The sequence below is a fragment of the Kitasatospora sp. NPDC028055 genome (genome assembly GCF_040637885.1).
Taxonomy (GTDB): domain Bacteria; phylum Actinomycetota; class Actinomycetes; order Streptomycetales; family Streptomycetaceae; genus Kitasatospora.
On record NZ_JBEZXE010000010.1, the window covers coordinates 1 to 19,090 of the forward strand.

Consider the following 19,090-nt stretch of genomic DNA (forward strand, 5'->3'; position numbering starts at 1 on the left):
CACCTCCACCCCTCCGTCCTCGACCTCGCCTACCGCACCGCCGGCCCCAGCCGGGTCGCCCTGATCACCGACGCCATGGGCGCCGCCGGCATGGGAGACGGCCTCTACCCCCTCGGCCCCCTCCAGGTCCGCGTCGAGAACGGCGTCGCGATGCTCCCCGACGGCAGCTCCATCGCCGGGTCGACGCTCACCCTCGACCGGGTGCTCCGCCGGGCGCTGCTGGTGCACGGGTTGACCCTGCCGCAGGCGGTCGAGTCGCTCAGCGCCACCCCGGCCCGCCTGCTCGGCCTCGCCGACTCGGTCGGCTCGCTGGAGACCGGCAAGCTCGCCGACCTGGTCGTGCTCGACTCCGACACGTACGACCTGGTCGCCGTGATGCGCCGCGGCCGCTGGGCCGTCGGCGGCGACCGCTTCCCCACCGTCAGGTCGGCCTGAGCCGAGGGGCCCGGGCCGGACGCGGGGCTACCGCCAGTCGAGGAGCAGCCAGCCTCGGTGCGGCAGGGGCTCGGCGACCTCGACGGTGCCGGCGGTCGCGGTGGTCCCGACGGCCGCGGTCGTCGCGACGGTCGTGGTCGTCACGGTCGTCGCGACCTGCTCGGGCTCGGCCAGCGGCCGGAGCAGGGCGCCCTCGGCGTGGACCGCCCCGCCGGGCAGGTGCACCCGGGGGTGGGCCGGGTCGGCGCTGCCGTTGGCGACGGCGAGCCGCCAGCCGTGCTCGGTGCGGGTCAGCTGCGGGATCAGGTGGGGCCCGCCGGTGACCAGCGGCAGGGTCGGGGCGTCGCCCTCCAGGTAGCGGACGGCAGCGTGCAGCAGGCGCTGCCCGTCGTCGTCGTGGGGCAGCAGCTCGACGGCGGTGGCGGCCGTCACCGCGACCCGGCCGCCGAGCTCGTTGGTGTAGACGCACCGGCCGGCGCCCCAGAACCGGTGGTCGGGGGTGAGGATCTCGGTCCAGGTCTCGGCCCCCGCCGCCGGCCGGAGCCGGGCCAGGGCGGGCTGGACGTTGACGCTCAGGTAGGCACCCGCGCCCTCCCCGGTCAGCACCCGTTCCAGCGCGTACGGGCCGGGGCCGCCCGTGGCTCCGCGCTCGACCACCTCCTCGACGGTCACCCCGAGCAGCTCGCCGAATCCGCGCGCCCGCAGGATGTGGGCGGCGGTGCCGTCGAGCAGCAGGCCGTCGGCGAGCATCCGCCGGAGCTCGGCGTCCCCGTAGGCCCAGGCGAGCTGCCCGAACAGCACCCGGACCGGGCCGTCCTCGGCGGTGACCGGGACGCCGTAGCGGAGCAGGTGGTCCGCGGCCGGGCCGGGGTCGACCGCCAGTTCGGCGAGGTCGCCGCCCCGGCGGGTGCGGACGTGCGCTGCGGCGTCCTGGCGGACCGGCAGCGTCACGCCGTGGGTGTGCGCCACCGGCCCGGCGAGCAGGTCCAGCGCGGGCCGGGACCGGCGCAGCAGCTCGGCGACCTGGGGGAAGCGCCTGGCCGCGCCGGACTGCATCGGGTGGAGGTTGAGGAACAGCGCGTCGGAGCCCGCGAGTTGGGCGGCCACCAGCTCCGACCAGGTCTGGGTGTCGGACTTGGACCACGCGGTGTGCGGCCAGTTCTCGACCTCCGGCGCGCTGCGCACGTAGCGCGGCCGCAGGGCCCGCTGGACCTCCAGCATCCAGACCGAGAAGCTGAGTTCGCGGCCCGGCGCGTCCGAGTAGCGGGCGAAGTGCGGCCGGTGCCAGGCCTGCCCGTCGATGGCGAGCGCGTCGAACAGGGCCGGCCAGTCGCGGCCCTCGACCGAGTGGACGCCGGGCTCGGAGCTCATCAGGCCGAGCCGCGAGCGCCCGTCGGAGGCCTTGGCGACCGCCGCCGCCACCTCGGTGGCGACCTCCAACTGGACGGTGCGCCAGACCTGTTGGAGCAGGGCGCGCCACGGGTGCGGCGGGCCGGGGGCGGTCACGGCGGTGACCACCCGCTCCCGGTCGACCGGCTCCCCCACCAGCTCGGCGAGGCGCTCCAGCATCAGCGGTTCGAAGCCGCCGCCCCAGGGCAGCGGAGCGTGGTTGTGGTAGCGGAAGTCGTCCTCCAACCACAGGACGCGGAAGTCGAGTTCGGCGAAGCGGGCGTAGTGGGCGGTGATCCAGGCGCGGAACCTCGGGCAGGCCGGGGAGGCCTGGGCGGTGGCCACGGTGCCGTCCGGGCCGACCATCGGGGCGAAGCCGAGCCGGTCGGCCCGGCCGCGGTCGGCGTGGCCGACGGTGACCCAGGGGTTGAGGCTGACGTCGAGCCCGGCTGCGCGCAGGACCGCCGCGGCCGTCGCGGCGGTGTCGTACAGCCGGTCCTCGACCGCGCCCGCCGGGTGGCCGGGGTACAGCTCCTCGGCCGCGAGCAGCAGGACGACCTCCTCGACACCCGACTCCCGGCAGAAGGAGACGAGTTCGGCGGCGCGCTCGGCGGCGTCCGGGGTGGGGTGGAGCTGGAACCGCAGCTGGTACCGGGCGGGCACGCCGGGCCTCCTCATTTGACGCTCCCGGCGGTGAGGCCGGCGCGCCAGAAGCGTTGCAGGGACAGGAACAGGACGACCAGCGGGATCGCGGAGACCATGGCGGCGGTGACCACGATGTTGAGCGGCGGCGCGCCGGGGCCGAGCGCCCGCTGGGCCTGCCAGCCGACCACGCCGACGGTGACCGGCTGGAGGTGGTCGTCGGCCAGCATCAGCACGGGCAGCAGGTAGTTGGTCCAGATGGCGACGAACTGGAACAGGAAGACCGTGACCAGCGCCGGGGACATCACCCGCAGCCCGATGGTGGCGAAGATCCTGAACTCGCCCGCGCCGTCGATCCGTCCGGCCTCGATCAGCTCGTCCGGTACGGAGGCGGCGGCGTAGATCCTGGCCAGGTAGACGCCGAACGGGCTGACCGTGCTGGGCAGCAGCACCGCCCAGTAGGAGTTGACCAGGTGCAGCTCGGAGAACATCAGGTAGAGCGGCACGGCCAGCAGCGGCTGCGGCACCAGCACCGCCGCGAGCACCCCGTTGAAGGTCAACTCCCGGCCCCGGAAGCGGTACTTGGCCAGTGCGTAGCCGGCCATCGCGGAGATCAGGGTGGAGCCGGCCGCGCCGCCCACGGCGTAGACGGCGCTGTTGCCGAGCCACTGCCAGTAGATCCCGCCCTGGCGGGTGAACACGTCCCGCAGGTTGTCGGCGAGGGCGAAGTCGCCGAACCAGAAGCCGTTTCCGGCGAACAGTCCGCTGCTGGTCTTGGTCGAGGCGACCAGCAGCCACCAGACCGGGGCGAGGAAGTAGACCGAGGCGATCAGCAGCACCCCGAGGGTGAGCCAGCGGGAGGCCTGGTACCGGGCCGTACGGGCGGTGTTGGTGTGGGTGCGGGTGTGGGTGCGGGTGTGGGTGGTGGTGCTCACAGGGCCTCCCCGCGGCGCTGGACGAGCTTGAGGAAGCCGAAGGACAGCGCGAACGCCAGTACCGCGAGCACCACGGACTCGGTGGCGGCGAGGTTGAAGTCGTTGGCGTCCACGGCGTTGTAGGCGGCGTAGATGGGGGTGTAGCTGCTGCTCAGGTTGGGGGCGACGTTGTGCAGGATCGCGGGCTCGTTGTAGAGCTGGGCGGTGCCGATGATGGAGAACACCGTGGTCAGCACCAGGGCCGGGCGGATCATCGGGACCTTGATCCGCCAGGCGATGCCGAAGGCCGAGCAGCCGTCCATCCGGGCCGCCTCGCCCAGCTCGGCCGGGATGGCCTGGAGGGCGGAGTGGATGATCAGCATGTTGTAGCCGGTCCAGCCCCAGGTCAGCATGTTGCCGATGGTCGCGCCGAGCATGCCGTCCGAGGTCAGGCTCAGGTCCAGGCCCAGGTGGTGGGCGGCGGCGGTGATCGGGCTCAGGCCCGGCGCGACCAGGTAGGACCACATGATCGCGCCGACCACCCCGGGCAGGGCGTACGGCAGGAAGAAGGCCAGCCGGAAGAACCGCTTGAACATCGTCGACCCGGCGTCCAGCAGCAGGGCCAGCACCAGGGCCAGCAGCAGCATCACGGGCACCTGGACCACGCCGATCAGCAGCACCCGCAGCAGCGAGCCGCGGAAGGCCGGATCACCCAGCGCCGTCGCGTAGTTGCCGAGGCCGGCGAAGGCCTGGGTGGGGGCGGAGAGGCCGAGGCCGGAGCGGTGCATCCGGAACAGGCTCTGGTAGAGGGTGTAGCCGATCGGCGCCAGGTACAGCGCCGTGAACAGCAGCAGGAACGGGCCGAGGAACAGCGCGACGGTCCGGGCCCGGTGGCGGGCGGGGCGGGCCGGGCGGGCGGCGCGGTCCTGCGGTGCTGTCCGCCCGGCGAGGGCGGTGGTCATGGGGGGTCGTCCCTCCTTGGTCGGGCCGGGTGCCTGGTCAGCCGGCGACGGCGAGGCCCTGCTGCTTGAGGCCCGCCACCGTCCTGCTCTGCGCGTCGGCGAGCACGTTCGGCAGGGTGGTGCCGCCGGTGCCCGCCTTGCCGAGCCCGTCGCCGAGGTCGGTGGAGGTCTGGGTCATGGTCGGGCCCCACTGCCAGTCGGTGGTGATGTGGGCGGTCTCGGCCTTGAAGACGTCGTAGATGACCTGCCCGCCGTAGAAGGGGTCGGGCTGGGAGAGCGCGGGGTGGGCGAGTGCCGAGGTCGCGGCCGGGTAGATGCCGGTGACCTTGATCAGGTTGCCGACGCTGTCGGTGTCGGTGCTCATCCAGGTGGCGAACTCGGCGGCCTCCTTGGCGTGGGCGCAGCCCTTGAGGACGGCGGTGGCCGAGCCGCCGTCGTTGCCGTAGGCCGGGTTGGCGGCGTCCCACACCGGCATCGGGGCGACGGCCCACTGTCCGGCGCCGTCCTTGACGCTGCCGGCGATGATGGGGGCGTCCCAGACCGCGTTGACGTCGGAGAGGATCTTGCCGTTGGCCATGTCGCTGAACTGTGAGGCGTCGTTGCTGGGGTCGGTCTTGAGGAGTTTCCTGTCGAGCAGGTCCTGCCAGTAGGAGGCGACCTTGCGGTTGGCGTCGCTGTTCAGGCTGACCTGCCACTGGTCGTTGCCGGTGCCGAACCACTTGGCGCCGGCCTGCCAGGCGAGGCCGGCGTAGGTGTAGGGGTCGTTGCCGAAGTTGCCGAGGTAGACGGTGGGGTCGGCGGCGTGGACCTTGGCGGCGTCGGCCGCGTACTCCTCCCAGGTGGCCGGGGGCTTGTCGATGCCGTACTTGGCGAACTGGTCCTTGCGGTACATCAGGGCCATCGGTGCGGTGTCGACCGGGATGCCGTAGGTGTGGCCGTCGACGGTGACCTGCTTCCAGGTCCAGTCGGCGAACTTGCCCTTGGCGTCGGCGGTGTACTTGCCGACGTCGGTGAGGGCGCCGGCCGCGGCGAAGCTGGGCAGGGTCTCGTAGCCGACCTGGGCCAGGCAGGGGGCGTTGCCGGCCTTGGCGGCGGTGAGCATCTTGGTGTAGCCGCCCTTGGCGCCGGAGGCGGTCTTGCCGAAGCTGACCTGGATGTCCGGGTGGGTCTTGTTGAACTGGGCCACCGACTCCTCGTAACCCGGGGCCCAGCCCCAGAAGTCGAGCTTGACCGGGCCCGAGGCGGCGTCCGAACCGCCGCTGCCGCTGCCGCCGGAGGAACAGCCGGCCACGAGGACCGCGGCCGTCATGAGCGCGAGCGCGGAGGCGGTCGAAACGGGTCTTGTCTTCACGTGTGTCTCCTCGAACCGGGAGGGCGGGGCCCGAACCCTGGGGGCGAAACGGGAACCGGCCAATTCGTTCGGTTATTGTTTGAACCAACCCTGATAAAGTCAAGAGCTGCGTCGGCGCCCGCGTCGGCCGTGACGGTGGCAGCGGAGGAGGAGCGGTTCGTGAAGGCAGCACTTCAAGGCTCGGGCGTACGGAGTCTGGCGATGGCCGGGCCGGCCGTCGCCCGCGACCGCTCGTCGTCCCGCCGGGCCAACCTCGGCATGGTGCTGCGGCTGCTGCGCGACGAGGGCCCCCGCTCGCGCGCCCGCATCTCCGAGGACACCGGCCTGCCCAAGGCCACCGTCTCCAACCTCACCGCGGAACTGCTGGAGGGCCGGCTGATCCGCGAGGGCGAGGCCGAGCGGGACCGGGGCACCGTCGGCCGGCCCGGCCAGGCCGTGGAGATCGACGGCAGCGACGTGCACGGCATCGGCGCCGAGATCAACGTCGACTACGTCAGCCTGCTCGCCCTCAACCTCAAGGGCGAGGTCACCGCCGAGCAGCGGATCCCCTTCGACGTCCGGGCCGCCGGGCCCGACGCCACCCTGGACACCACCGCCCAGCTGGTCGCCCGGGGCATCGAGGCGCTGCACCGCGACGGCGGCCGGGTCGCCGGGGTCACCCTGGCCACGCCCGGCGCCACCGACATGGCCACCGGCACCGTCGGCTTCGCCTCCAACATCGGCTGGCGGGACGTGCCCGCCATCGCCGGCCTGCGCGAGCGGCTGGGCCCCGGCGCCCCCGAGATGCACCTGGAGAACGACGCGAAGCTCGGTGCGCTGGCCGAGTACGTGACCGCCTCCGCCGACAACGTCCGCGACCTGGTCTACGTCACCGGCCAGACCGGCGTCGGGGTGGGCATCATCGCCGGCGGGCAGCTGGTGCGCGGCGCGGGCGGGTACGCGGGCGAGGTCGGCCACCTCCAGCTGGTGCCCTCCGAGCAGCTGTGCGCCTGCGGCAGACGCGGCTGCTGGGAGACCACCGTCGGCCGCGGCGCCCTGCTGCGCTACGCCGCCGACCCCGGTGACCTGGTCTGGGACCCGATGGTGGACCTGGAGCGCCGGCTGGCCGAACTGCGCGACCGGGCGGGCGCCGGGGACCCCCGCACCCTGGCCGCGGTGCAGCGGATCGGCGACAACCTCGCCCCCGGCCTGGCGCTGCTCGCCGACGTCCTCAACCCCCGGCTGATCGTCCTCGGCGGGCACTTCGCCTTCCTCGGCGAGTACCTGCTGGACAGCGTGACCGCCCAGGTGCGCGAGCGGGTGATGGCCCCGGACGCCGGGGGCTGCAAGATCGTGCTGTCCACCACCGGGCTGACCGGGACCGCCCGGGGCGGGGCGCTGCTCGCCCTGGACGCCGTCTACCAGGACCCGACCAGCGCCATGACGCCCGCGCGGCGCTGACCGTACACGCCGATCTGCTGCACGGGGGTTGACATGACCCACAATAAGTTCGGATTCTGGCGGAACTAATCGCCAGTCGTGCCGCCTCCCCCACTTCGCGGGCGGCACGCCTCCGGAAGGATCCCCCGATGAGACGGACGACGTCCCGGCCGGCCCGGGCCTCGCTCGTGCCGGTCCTGGCCCTGGCGGCGGCAACCTGCCTCCCGCTCGCCGCCGCACCCCCCGCCTCCGCCGCTCCGCCCGCTGCCGCCACTGCCACCACCGGCACGGTCACCATCGGCGGTAAGTGCCTGGACGACGCCGGCGGCGGCACCGCCGACGGCAACCCCGTCCAGCTGCTCGGCTGCGACGGCTCGGCCCGCCAGCAGTGGACCCGCAACCCCGACGGCAGCGTCACCGCCTTCGGCAAGTGCCTGGACGTCACTGACGCCTCCAACGCCACCGGCGCACTGCTCCAGCTCTACAGCTGCACCTCCGGCCCCAACCAGCGGTTCGGCTGGCTCCCGGACGGCACCGTCTACTCCGCCAAGTCGGCCAAGTGCCTTGCCGTCCAGAGCAGTTCGGCCACGGACGGGGCCCGCGTCGGCCTCGCCCCGTGCGCGCCGTCCGCCACCGAGGTCTGGGGCGGCAGCGCGGCACCGCCCGCCTCGTACACCCTCTCGGCCGGGAAGCCCGTCCCCTTCGGCAACGCCGACGACACCCCCGCCTTCGGCTACACCGACACCGACGGGCAGTTCTACTACCAGTCCGCCCACTCGCTGTACGGCGCCAAGGACGGCCGCAGCTGGCAGTTCTACAGCGGCTCGAACTTCGACACCGCCACCCTCGCCCCGATCAGCACGGCGGTGAACCCCGCCGACCCCCGGGACAGCAACGGCGACACCACCTGGCGCTGCAACAACAGCCCGACCGGCCGCGGCGCCACCGCCGCCCCCGCCGGCTCCGGCTACGCCCAGCCCAACTACTGCGACCTGACCGGGGTCTGGGTCGACCCCGACACCGGCTGGTGGTACGGCCTGGTCCACAACGAGTTCACCCCGCAGCCGTTCGGCGACGGCCTGCACTACGACGCCATCGACGCCACCGTCTCCAAGGACCGGGGCCACACCTGGTCCATCACCGACCACGCGATCACCACCCCGTACAGCACCGTCCGCGGCGACACCACGACCTTCCCCAACTCCACCTACTCCTACGGCGACGGCGATCCGCGCCTGTTCACCGACTACCGCTCCGGCTACTTCTACGTGTTCTACATGTCCCGGGCCGTCGACAAGACCGGCGGCTGGGGCGGCTTCGAGGAGCACGTCGCCCGCGCGCCGATCTCCGGGAAGATGGCCGCCTCCTCCTGGACCAAGTGGCACGACGGCTCCTGGTCCACCCCGGGCGTCGGCGGCGCCGAGAGCGACCTCGTCCCCGCTCAGGGGGTCGGCACCGGCTACCTCGCCCCCGGCGACAGCTACTCCCCCGGCCGGACCGGCAGCATCCGCACCCAGATCGCCGCCGGCACCATGCCGGCCCCCTCGCAGCTCTCGGTGCTGAACATCGCCTGGAGCGCCTACCTGGGCAAGTACGTCGGCACCCCCGAGAACGAGGCCGGCTCCGACCAGCCCCAGCACTACTACGTCACCGACGACCTGGCCACCCAGCAGTGGACCGACATCGGCTCGGTCGGCGGGCCGCAGAGCTCCTGGTACCGCTGGCTGGTGGACTCCGGCAGCCGGACCGGCACCACCGTGCTCGGCAAGTCCTTCCGCTCCTACTGCTGGTACAGCTGCTCCACCGGTAGCGGCGAGTACGCCGAGGTCACCATCGCCCCGACCGCCGCCGGCGCCCCGCCGGCCGCGCCCGTCACCACCGGGGTGCCGTACCGGCTCGCCGCGGGCAACGGCCGCTCGCTGGCCCAGAACGGGAGCGCCCTCACCACCTCGGCCACCGCCGACACCGCCGCCCAGCAGTGGACCTTCACCCCCACCGGCGACGGCTTCTACACCATCGCCAACGCCGGCTCCGGCAAGCTGCTCGGCGTCGACTCCGGCGGCAACGCCGGGCGCGCCTGGGGCGCCGCCCCCACGCTCTCGGCCCGCGGCGGCAACCCGACCGTCGGTCAGCAGTGGTCCGTCCAGACCGTGGTGACCAGCCCGACGGGCAGCGGCCCGTCCACACCCACCGGCGGCTACCGGCTGGTCAACCGCTACAGCGACCTCGCGCTCAGCCTCACCACCGGGGCCCAGGCCGTCACCACCTCCCCCCAGCGCACCTGGGACAACCCCGGCAGCACCGCCGACACCCGCCCGGTCGCCGCCCAGACCCTCACCCTGACCCCGGCCACCGCCGCCCCGGTGCTCGACGGCACCCATGTGCTGTCCACCGCCGGCAAGGCGCTGGACGTCCCCGACTGGTCCACCACCCCGGGCACCCAGCTCGACACCTGGACCACCAACGGGGGCCTGAACCAGAGCTGGAGCTTCGCCCGGCAGGCCGACGGTTCCTACACCGTCACCAACGTCCACTCCCGGCTGTGCGCGGACGACCGGGGCGGCGCCACCGCCCCCGGCACCCCGGTGATCCAGTGGACCTGCACCGGCGGCGACAACCAGCGCTGGACGGCCACCCGGCTCCCCTCCGGCGCCTACACCCTGACCAACCGCCGCAGCGGACTCCTGCTGACCACCGCCGGGCCCGCCGACGGCGACCTGCTGACCCAACAGCCGGACAACGGCACGCCGTCGCAGCGGTGGACGCTGAACTGACCCACCGGCACACGGCCGCCCCCGGCGCTGACCAGCGCCGGGGGCGGTTGCGGCCGGACGTCACGATCCCATCAACATCCCGGGCGCTCACCGGACTTTTGCCGGTGTTCGTCCGCTTTCGCGACCGCCGCCGGGCCGCCGACCGGGGCGCCGACCTGGGCGCCGTCCTCCCCCGGCGCGACGCTCCCCCCGATCGTGCCGTGAGGCCCGGGCCGCGCGGCCCACGCGCGCGACCCGGCCGACGAACGGGCGGAGCGCCCAACGGGCACCGCTGCCGGGCCGCACCGCCGTTACCGGAACCTGACGCGACCGATGGACGAGTGAGACGCGGTCCAGACCTGGACCTGACGTTCCGTTCGTACAGTGCCGACATCCCCGGTGGACCGGGGCGGACCGCGGCCGCCCCTGCCCACCGACGAACCCGACCGAGATGGGCGACAATGTCAACCACACGAGCACTCCCCCGCCGACTCCCCTCCGCAGCGGCCCTCCTGCTGAGCGCGGCCACCGCGGCGGCGGCCCTGCTGCCCACCGCCGCCCTCGCCGCCGAGCCGGACTCCGTCACCACGCACGCCGGCGCCACCACCCCGCAGGAGCGCGACCGGATCGACGCCTACTGGACCGCCGCCCGGATGAAGCTGGCAGGCGCCATGGTCCCCGAGAACACCCCCGTGCCCGCCGACGACAACACGCCCGACGACCCGCGCCCACTGGCCCCGAACACCCCGGACCCCGGGGCCGTCTGGACCCACGGCGGCGCGGTGGACAGGAGTGTCGGCCGGCTCTTCTTCACCTTCTCCGACGGCTACGACGGCAGCTGCACCGCGACCGTCGTCACCAGCGCGAACCGCAGCACCCTCGTCACCGCGGCGCACTGCCTGCGGGGCGTCGGGGCGCCCACGGCCGAGGGCACCTGGACGCACAACACCTACTTCGTGCCCGGCTACCGGAACGGGACCAAGCCGCTCGGCGGATTCAGTATCAAGTCCATGGCCACGTCCTCCCGTTGGGACGCCGACCGGAACGGAACCGGCTCGTCGGACGTCGCCGCGGCCGGTTTCGACACGGGGATCCTGGTGGCGAACCCGTCCGCCGACGGGCGGCGGCTCGCGGACGTCACGGGGAACCAGCGGATCGCGTTCTCCGATCCCGTCGCGGGGGAGTTCGTCCACGCCTTCGGCTACCCGAAGGACCGGCTCAACGACCCCGGCGCCGCGTACGCCGGTTCGCGCATGATCCACTGCGCCGGCCCGAACCGGCAGAGCCCCAAGGCGCCCCTCCTGTGGGGCGAGTCCTGCAACATGGGCCACGGGGCGAGCGGCGGCCCGCACCTCGCCCGGTTCGACACCCGGACCGGCTCCGGAACCGTCGTCGGCATCACCACCACCACGGACGAACTCGTGGGCGGGCGGCCGGGCACGCTCTACGCCACCCGGTTCGGCGACAGCGCCCACCGCCTCTACGAGTGGGCCCAGTCGCGCTGACCGCTCCGGAAACGGCGGTACCGGGGGCACGCGCCGCGCCCTCGGTACCGGCGTCCGGCACCGCACCCGGCCCGGGTACAGGCTGGGCATCACCACCAGGGCGGCGCTGCGCGACGCCCTCACCGGACTGGACGAGGCGTCCGCCGCGTCGAACCCGGGAACGCCGGAGCGCCGTTGACTGAACGCCGCCGGGGGCGGGTAGGGCTCGGGGGTCCACCAGGGAGGGAGCCCGGATGTCACTGCCGCTGACCGGTACCACGGTGATCGCGCTGGAGCAGGCGGTGGCCGCGCCCTTGGCTACCAGGCACCTGTGCGACCTGGGCGCCCGGGTGGTGAAGATCGAGCGCCCCGACGGCGGCGACTTCGCGCGCGGGTACGACCGCAGCGTCAACGGCCTGGCCAGCCACTTCGTCTGGCTGAACCGCGGCAAGGAGTCGGTGGTCCTCGACCTCAAGGCACCCGAGGGCCGTGCCGTGCTGGCCGACCTGGTGGCCGGCGCCGACGTCTTCCTGCAGAACCTGGCCCCCGGGGCGGCCGCCCGGCTCGGCTTCGGCTCCGCCGAGCTGCGGGCCCGGCACCCCCGGTTGGTCACCGTCGACCTGTCCGGCTACGGCACCGGCGGCCCGTACCGGGACAAGCGCGCCTACGACATGCTGATCCAGTGCGAGTCCGGGCTCGCCTCGGTGACCGGCCCGCCGGACCGGCCCGCCAAGACCGGCGTGCCCACCTCGGACATCGCCGCCGGGATGTACGCCCTGACGGCGACGCTCGCCGCCCTGCTCGGCCGGGCCGGCAGCGGACGCGGCACCGCGGTCGAGGTGTCGATGTTCGAGGCGACCGCCGAGTGGCTGGGCCACCAGCTCCACCACACCCAGGGCACCGGGCGGGCACCGGGCCGCGCCGGACTCTCCCACCCTGCCATCGCCCCCTACGACGCCTACCCGACGGCCGACGGCCGCGAGGTCATGATCGGCATCCAGAACGACCGCGATTGGGCCCGGCTCGCCACCGGCTTCCTGGACCGCCCCGACCTCGCCGACCACCCCGACTGGGCCACCAACGTCGCCCGGGTGCGCCGCCGCCGGCTGGTCGACGCCCTGGTGGGCGGCCGGACGGCGACCATGACGGCCGAGGAGGCGGTCAAGCGCCTGGACGCCCTCGCGATCGCCTCGGCCCGGCTGAACGAGGTCGGCGACCTGCTGCACCACCCCCAGCTCGCCGCCCGCGACCGCTGGCGCCCGGTCGCCACCCCGGCGGGTGAGGTCCGCTCCCTGCTGCCCCCGTTCGACCTCGCGGAGGTCGAACTCCCGATGGGGCCCGTCCCCGCCCTGGGCGCCCACACCGACTCCGCCCTGCGCGCCCTCGGCTACCCCGCCGACCGGATCGCCGCCCTGCGCGCCGCCGGGGTACTGGGGCGGTAGGGCCCGAGCGCTCCACGGGTTTCGCGATCTCCGGCCCGGCGGCCGCCGGGCGCCCGTATCGTGGATCCGACTTCGGGGGCACGGTGCACGGCACTTGACGATCCGTCAGCCACTCGGCACAGGGCGGACGTCCGGACTCGACGGGGGCGCGCGTGGGATCGGCCGGCCACAGCGGAGCGGGGAGCAGGGCGGGCGCGACCCGGGAGCGTGCGCACCGGGGACGCCCCCTCGGCCCGGCCGGGCGCGCGGAGCCCGCGCTGGTGGTGCTGCGCGGGTGGCTCGGATGGCTCTCCGGGCTCGCGGCGCTGGTGGTGCTGGTGCTCGGGATCCGGTTCGCCGGGGAGGGGCAGCCCGGCCGGGTGGACGGGCGGATCCAGGACGCGGTGTACGGGGTGGAGCCGCCGTGGCGGTACGCGGCCCGGGGCCTGGACTCCCTGGGGGAACCGCTGGGGGCCGTACTGCTGGTCGGGGCCGTGGTCGCGGGCTGCCTGCTGCTCCGGCGGCCGCGCGCGGCGGTGTTCGCCGTCCTCGGCGTCGGCCTGCCGGTGGCGGCGGCGACCCTGCTCAAGCACCTGGTGGGGCGCACCATCCACGGCGACAACCCGTCCTACCCGAGCGGGCACACCGCCTTCCTCACGGCGCTCGCCCTCGTCCTGGCCCTGACGGCGGCCGGTGGCCGGGCTCGCCCGCTGCCGGTGCTGGCCGCGGTGGCGGCGGCCGGGGCGGCCATGGCCTGGGCGCAGGTCGCCCTCGGCGCGCACTACGCGACCGACACCCTGGCCGGCGGGTGCACCGCCCTGGCGCTGGTGCCGGCCACCGGATGGCTGGTGGACCGAGCGGCCGACCGGCTCGCGGGCCGGCCGGCGCCCGGTGGGGTGACGTAGCCTCAGACCCAGCGCCGGAACACCGGCTTCACCGGCCGTCCGCCCAGCCAGTGGGTGGGGTCCCCGGCGTCCAGGGCCTTGCGGTAGACCGCGCAGGCCGCAGCAACGGCCTCGACGGTGTGGGCGATGTCGGCGTCGTCGAGCGCGCTGCTCACCACGAAGGACGGGGCCAGCACGCCGCCCGCGAGGAGTTGGCGCAGGAAGAGGGTGCGGTACTCCTGGGAGGGCTGGCCGCGCTCGTCGAGCGTGGCGTAGACCAGGTTGCTGGCCCGGCCCCGGACCACCACGTGGTCGGCGACGCCCATGCCGGCGGCGGCCTCCCGGACCCCGGCGGCCAGTTGCTCGCCGAGGGCGTGCAGCCGGGCGGTGACGCCCTCCTCGACGTAGGTGGTCTGCACGGCCATCGCCGCGGCCAGTGCGTGGGTCTCCGCACCGTGCGTGGTGGAGAGCAGGAACACCCGGTCGCCGTCGTGGCGCAGCCCGCCGTGCTCCATCAGGTCACGGCGCCCGGCGAGGGCGGAGACCGCGAAACCGTTGCCGAGCGCCTTGCCGAAGGTGGAGAGGTCGGGGGCGACGCCGTACAGGCCCTGGGCGCCCGCCGGGGACCAGCGCAGGCCGGTGATCATCTCGTCGAAGACCAGCAGGCAGCCGTGCCGGTCGGCCAGTTCGCGCAGGCCGGCCAGGTAGCCGGGCGGCGGCTCGGTGTGGCCGGCCGGTTCGAGGATCAGGCAGGCGATCTCGTTCCGGTACCGGGTGAGCAGTTCCTCGGTGGCGGAGAGGTCGCCGTACGGGAAGGCCACGGTGAGCTCGGTGATCGCGTCCGGGATACCGGCGCTCATCGGGGTGGTGCCGATGAACCAGTCGTCGACGGAGAAGAACGGGTGGTCCCCGCAGACGGCCACCAGGGTGCGCCCGGTGGCGGCGCGGGCGAGGCGCACGGCGGCGGTGGTGACGTCGGAGCCGTTCTTGGCGAACTTCACCATCTCGGCGGTGGGCACGGTGTCCAGGAAGCGCTCCGCGGCCTCGAGTTCGAGGATGGACGGCCGGGCGAAGTTACTGCCCCGGTCGAGCTCCCGCCGGGCGGCCTCGGTCACCCGCGGGTGGGCGTGGCCGAGGCTGACGGCGCGCAGGCCGGAGCCGTACTCGACGTAGCGGTTGCCGTCGACGTCCCAGACGTGGGCGCCACGGCCGTGGCTGATCACTGGGGCGAGGTTCTCGGGGTACTGGTCGTCGCCCTTGGCGTAGGTGTGGGCGCCGCCGGGGATCAGGGCGTGCAGCCGCTCGTTCGCCGCCCGGGACTTGGGCAGCTGGAAGTCGTCGACGGCCATGGCGCTCACTTCTCCCCGGGTCGCAGGGCCTCGGCGAGGCTCGGCGCCTTCCGGTCCCGCTCGGACACCGACGTGGCGGGCAGCGGCCAGGGGATGGCCAGCTCCGGGTCGTCGAAGGCGATGGTGACGTCCTCGGCCGGGTCGTGCGGGCGGTCGATCCGGTAGGAGACGTCGGCGTCGGTCAGCGCCTGGAAGCCGTGGGCGCAGCCCGCCGGGACGTACACGCTGACCTGGGTCTCGCCGGACAGCTGGAAGAAGGCCGTGTTGCGGTAGGTCGGCGAGTCGGGCCGCAGGTCCACGACGACGTCGAAGACCTCGCCGGAGGAGCAGCGCACGATCTTGGCCTCGCCGGCGCCGGAGCGCAGGTGCAGGCCGCGCAGCACGCCCCGTACCGAGCGGGACAGGCTGTGCTGGACGAAGGCGTCGGGGTCGATGCCCACGGAGCGGAGCACCTCGGCGTCGAAGGTGCGGCAGAAGAAGCCGCGTTCGTCGGCGTACGGGGTCGGTTCGAACAGGTAGGCGCCGGCGATCGCCGGGACTTCGGTCGCCTTCATGAGGTCTCCGTCAGGTGGTCGGCGGTGGCGTGGTCGGCGGTGGCGTGGTCGGCGGTCGGGAAGACGGCCTCGGTCAGGGCGGTGAACTGGTGGTCGAGCCGGCGGGTGGCCGTCAGGTTCCGCTCGGCGAGGGTCTGCCGCAGCTCCGTCGCGTGCTTCTCCAGCTCCCGGAACTGCTCGAGCAGCCGGTCGGCGTCGAGCTCGCGGGCCGGGTGGCAGTAGGCGCCCAGCCCCATCCGGGCCATCAGCGCGTCGCTCTTGGCCGCGTAGCTGAGGGCGAGCGTCGGGGTGCCGGTCCGCAGCGCGCAGACCAGGTTGTGGTACCTGGTGGCCACCACGGCGTCGGCGGCGGCCGTCTCCGCCATCAGCTCGGCCAGCGAGGCGGCCGGGGAGGCGGTGACCAGCGGGGAGTCGACGGCCTCGACGATCGCGGCGACCACCCGGGCGTCGACCGCGTCGCCGGTGAGCAGCCGGACCGGCCGGCCGTCCTCGACCAGCGCGCGGACGAAGCGGGTGGTGCCGTCGAGGTAGCGCCGGTGGATCCGCTCGGCCCGGGCGCGGTCGTCGTCGCCGCCGTGGAAGTCCATCACGCCGACGCAGACCCGCCCGTCCCGGGCTCCGGGGGCGGGCGGCGCCGGGAGGGCGAAGGCGATGTCCGGGTGGACCTCGTCCCGCGCGGTGTCCACGCCCATCGCCCGCATGGCGTCGCGGGACAGCTCGTCCCGGTACGAGCGGTGGGCGGCCAGCCGGGCGGACCAGCGCACCAGCGCCCGGGTGGCCGGGTTGCCGATCGGGGCGGCGCCGACGCCGACCAGCGCCACCGGGGTGCGCAGCAGCCGGCCGGAGGCGCAGAGCAGGAACAGCGCGTACGGGAAGCCCCAGGGCCGCAGCGGCAGGGTGGCCTCCAGGACGCCCATGCCCGGGACGATCACCACGTCGTGCCGGCGCACCCAGGCGGCGGTGCGGGCGGCGTCGACGAGCTTGCCCAGGCCCTTGCCGAGGACGGCGCCGGCCCGGGCGGCGGTGCGGTACTCGCCGCGGTACCAGTGCAGCCGGGTGGCGGGGATGCGGTAGCGGGCGGTGACCGCCTCCGGTCCGCCGCAGAGCGCGTCCACCGCGGCGTCCGGGTGCTCGGCGCGGAGGTAGCCGAGCACGGCCTCCAGCGAGCCGTCGTTGCCGAGGTTGCCGGAGCCGAGCAGCCCGAACACCCCGACGCGCACCGGGGTTCGGGGCGTCATGCCCGCCTCCCCCCGCGCCCGGCCACCAGGTCGTCGACGGAGACGGCGGGCTCGGCCGACGGCACGGGGGGGCGGTCCTCGACCCGCTCGCCGGCGCCCGGCCGCAGCCGGCTGGTCATCCAGGCGGCCAGGTGGCCGTAGCAGGCCCGCCGGTCGGCGGTGGACAGCGGCGCCCGGCGGACGGCCGCGGCGAAGCCCCAGACGTACTCGGCGAGCAGCCGGGGCGTGGGGTGCAGCGGCCCGGCCCGGCGCGGGTCCAGGTTGACGCAGCGGGAGCGCTTGGAGGGGTTGGCCCGCTCGGCCCGGGTGGGGTGGTCGCGGCGGAAGTAGAGCAGCTCCGGCACCTGGTGGAAGGGGCCGTGCAGGGTGAGCTCGGCGACGAAGGTGCGGTCCGCGTGGTGGTAGCTGTCGTGCGGCTTGACCCGGCGCAGCACGTCGGCCCGGATCACCCCGTAGAAGTCGTCGCCGCCGGGCTCGAACAGCAGGCTGCGGAAGCGCTCCGGGGCGCGCGGCGAGTCGGTGGCGAGGCCGTACTCGTAGGGGACCTTCACCCGGCCGTGCTCGTCGATGACCGCCTGGCCGGAGTGGGCGAGGACGATCTCGGGCCGTTCGTCCAGCGCCTGGACACAGCGCTGCAGGAGGTCCCGGGCGTACAGGTCGTCGTGCGAGGCCCACTTGAAGAGTTCGCCGCGGCACTGGGTGAACACGTGGTTGTGGTTGGGCGCGGCGCCGATGTTCCGGGGCAGCCGGAGGTAGCGGATCCGCCGGTCCCGCGCGGCGTACTCGCGGCAGAGGGACTCGGTGGCGTCGGTCGAGGCGTTGTCGGAGATGACCAGTTCGAAGTCCTGGTAGGTCTGGCCGAGCAGGGCGTCGAGCGATTCGGCGAGGTACTCCTGGCCGTTGTGGACGGGCAGGCCGATGCTCAGTCGGGGAACGGCGGTCACGGCGTCCTCACTTCGGGGGTGGCGCTCAGGTCGGGGGTGGCGCTCGGGTCGGGAACGGGTGTGCGGTGGTGCTCGCGCAGGGCGGCGCGCAGCTGGAGCCACCAGACGGCGGCGCCGCAGGCGGTGGCGGTGGCGACGCCCCAGGCGGAGCCGACGGTGCCGGCCGCGGCGGCGCCGCCGAGCCCGCCGCCCAGGTAGCAGGCGGAGGCGAAGAGTTGGCAGCGCAGGCTGCGCCGGGCGGCGGCGAGGGCGCGCAGCCCGGCGGCCGCGCCGCTGCCGAGGCCGGCGCCCGCGACGCCGAGGGTGGCCGGCAGGATGAGCTGGGAGGCGGAGTGCCAGACGTCGCCGAGGACGAACTGCCCGGCCCGGTCGGGCATCAGCAGCAGGGCCGAGCCCCAGAGCAGGGCGGCCCCGGCCTGTCCGCCGCCGAGCAGCAGGCAGAACCGGCCGAGCCGCTGCGGTGTCTGCCGCAGGACCCGGGCCGCCTCCGCCACGGTGACCAGGGAGAGCCCCATCAGCAGGGCGAGGAAGGGGCCCTGGAGGAGTTCGGCGCCCCGGACGGCGCCGACCGCGCCGACCCCGACGATCGCGCCGAGCCCGTACGCGCGCAGTTGGCCGGCGCCGCTGAGGCTGACGTTCTCGACCAGGTAGCGGCTGCCGAGGTCGCGCTGCTCGCGCAGCCAGCCGCGGGCCTGGGTGACCCGGGGGCGGACGCCGGACTGGAGGAAGCCGTACCCGGCGGCCGCCGCCGCCGCGGCGCCCCAGGCGAGCAGGAAGGCGGCCACGGTGCCCACCCGGGCCGCCACCACCATGGCCGGGATCAGCGCGAGGCCCTGCACCAGGTCGTTGGCGAAGGCCTTCCGCCCGGTGCCGGCGGCGAAGAAGGCGAACCGCCGGGAGTCCTGGAGCAGCAGCGCGGGCAGGGCGACGCCGAGGCTCGCGAACGCGGGCCCCACGTCGCCGCCGAGGCCGAGCCCGACCAGCAGGCAGACGGCGCCGAGGGTGGCGCCGACGGCGAGCGCGGTGCCGGAGGACCGGGCCGCCGCGGCGCGCCAGGCCGCCTCCGGCACGCCGCTGAACCGCACCATCAGCGGGTCGGTGGCCAGCCCCCGGGAGACGTTGAGCACCACGCCGTAGGTCAGCCAGGCCAGGCTGAACACGCCGAACGCGTGCACCCCCAGCTCCCGGGCGACGTAAATGCCCACCGCGAAGTTGATCATGCTGGTGACCGCCTGGTCGGCCAGCCCCCAGGACACCCGGCCGAGCACGCCCCGCCCGGCGGGCCGGGCCTGCGCCCGCTCCCCGGCCGGGCCTGCCGGGGCCGCGGCCTTCACCCCTTCGGTGGCCATCG

General features: G+C 74.5%; 15 protein-coding genes. 6 read left to right on the top strand and 9 right to left on the bottom strand.

Features of this window, described 5'->3' with window-relative positions:
* Positions 1 to 435: amidohydrolase family protein (locus AB0F71_RS13745; protein WP_360232397.1), on the top strand; the 435-nt coding region annotated here is incomplete at its 5' end.
* Between the two features lie 27 nt (positions 436 to 462).
* Here the strand turns inward: AB0F71_RS13745 and AB0F71_RS13750 are convergent.
* The 4 genes from AB0F71_RS13750 to AB0F71_RS13765 are packed head-to-tail and all read right to left on the bottom strand — an operon-like array spanning position 463 to position 5,693.
* Positions 463 to 2,487: a hypothetical protein gene (locus tag AB0F71_RS13750; RefSeq protein ID WP_360232400.1), complete on the bottom strand. Its 2,025-nt coding sequence runs from the start codon at positions 2,485 to 2,487 to the stop codon at positions 463 to 465.
* Positions 2,488 to 2,498: 11 nt separating this feature from the next.
* Entirely contained in the window at positions 2,499 to 3,401 is a 903-nt protein-coding gene (locus AB0F71_RS13755) for a carbohydrate ABC transporter permease (protein WP_360232403.1), read from the bottom strand.
* Positions 3,398 to 4,342 (bottom strand): sugar ABC transporter permease, encoded by a 945-nt coding sequence (locus AB0F71_RS13760; protein WP_360232406.1) that lies wholly within the window; start codon positions 4,340 to 4,342, stop codon positions 3,398 to 3,400. Before AB0F71_RS13760 ends, AB0F71_RS13755 begins: the two co-directional genes overlap by 4 nt.
* A gap of 37 nt (positions 4,343 to 4,379) precedes the next feature.
* Positions 4,380 to 5,693, bottom strand: coding sequence for a sugar ABC transporter substrate-binding protein (locus tag AB0F71_RS13765; protein ID WP_360232409.1), 1,314 nt, complete (start codon positions 5,691 to 5,693; stop codon positions 4,380 to 4,382).
* Between the two features lie 159 nt (positions 5,694 to 5,852).
* Between AB0F71_RS13765 and AB0F71_RS13770 the strand changes: the two genes are divergently transcribed.
* The 5 genes from AB0F71_RS13770 to AB0F71_RS13790 all read left to right on the top strand — a co-directional run bounded on the left by AB0F71_RS13770 (position 5,853) and on the right by AB0F71_RS13790 (position 13,675).
* A complete protein-coding gene (locus tag AB0F71_RS13770) occupies positions 5,853 to 7,133 on the top strand; it encodes an ROK family transcriptional regulator (protein WP_360232412.1) in 1,281 nt (426 codons plus the stop codon).
* 128 nt (positions 7,134 to 7,261) lie between these two features.
* Positions 7,262 to 9,886 (top strand): RICIN domain-containing protein, encoded by a 2,625-nt coding sequence (locus AB0F71_RS13775; RefSeq protein ID WP_360232415.1) that lies wholly within the window; start codon positions 7,262 to 7,264, stop codon positions 9,884 to 9,886.
* 440 nt (positions 9,887 to 10,326) lie between these two features.
* Complete coding sequence (locus tag AB0F71_RS13780; protein ID WP_360232417.1) at positions 10,327 to 11,370, top strand: hypothetical protein; 1,044 nt, start codon at positions 10,327 to 10,329, stop codon at positions 11,368 to 11,370.
* 233 nt (positions 11,371 to 11,603) lie between these two features.
* The gene (locus AB0F71_RS13785) at positions 11,604 to 12,791 is read left to right on the top strand and encodes a CaiB/BaiF CoA-transferase family protein (RefSeq protein ID WP_360232420.1); all 1,188 of its coding nucleotides are present in this window, start codon (positions 11,604 to 11,606) and stop codon (positions 12,789 to 12,791) included.
* A gap of 260 nt (positions 12,792 to 13,051) precedes the next feature.
* A complete protein-coding gene (locus tag AB0F71_RS13790) occupies positions 13,052 to 13,675 on the top strand; it encodes a phosphatase PAP2 family protein (RefSeq protein ID WP_360232423.1) in 624 nt (207 codons plus the stop codon).
* A gap of 2 nt (positions 13,676 to 13,677) precedes the next feature.
* Here AB0F71_RS13790 and AB0F71_RS13795 read toward each other — a convergent pair whose 3' ends face one another.
* Genes AB0F71_RS13795 through AB0F71_RS13815 form a run of 5 tightly spaced genes read right to left on the bottom strand, consistent with a single transcriptional unit; the run spans position 13,678 to position 19,088 of the window.
* On the bottom strand, positions 13,678 to 15,003 hold the full coding sequence (locus tag AB0F71_RS13795; RefSeq protein ID WP_360232426.1) for a glutamate-1-semialdehyde 2,1-aminomutase: 1,326 nt from the start codon (positions 15,001 to 15,003) through the stop codon (positions 13,678 to 13,680).
* 5 nt (positions 15,004 to 15,008) lie between these two features.
* A complete protein-coding gene (gene rfbC / locus AB0F71_RS13800; RefSeq protein ID WP_360232429.1) occupies positions 15,009 to 15,557 on the bottom strand; it encodes a dTDP-4-dehydrorhamnose 3,5-epimerase in 549 nt (182 codons plus the stop codon).
* Positions 15,554 to 16,795, bottom strand: coding sequence for a polysaccharide pyruvyl transferase family protein (locus AB0F71_RS13805; RefSeq protein ID WP_360232431.1), 1,242 nt, complete (start codon positions 16,793 to 16,795; stop codon positions 15,554 to 15,556). The genes rfbC and AB0F71_RS13805 overlap by 4 nt, the downstream gene beginning before the upstream one ends.
* Positions 16,792 to 17,739: a glycosyltransferase family 2 protein gene (locus AB0F71_RS13810; protein WP_360232434.1), complete on the bottom strand. Its 948-nt coding sequence runs from the start codon at positions 17,737 to 17,739 to the stop codon at positions 16,792 to 16,794. The genes AB0F71_RS13805 and AB0F71_RS13810 overlap by 4 nt, the downstream gene beginning before the upstream one ends.
* Positions 17,736 to 19,088, bottom strand: a complete 1,353-nt coding sequence (locus tag AB0F71_RS13815) for a hypothetical protein (RefSeq protein WP_360232437.1) — start codon at positions 19,086 to 19,088, stop codon at positions 17,736 to 17,738. Before AB0F71_RS13815 ends, AB0F71_RS13810 begins: the two co-directional genes overlap by 4 nt.
* Positions 19,089 to 19,090 lie beyond the last annotated feature (2 nt).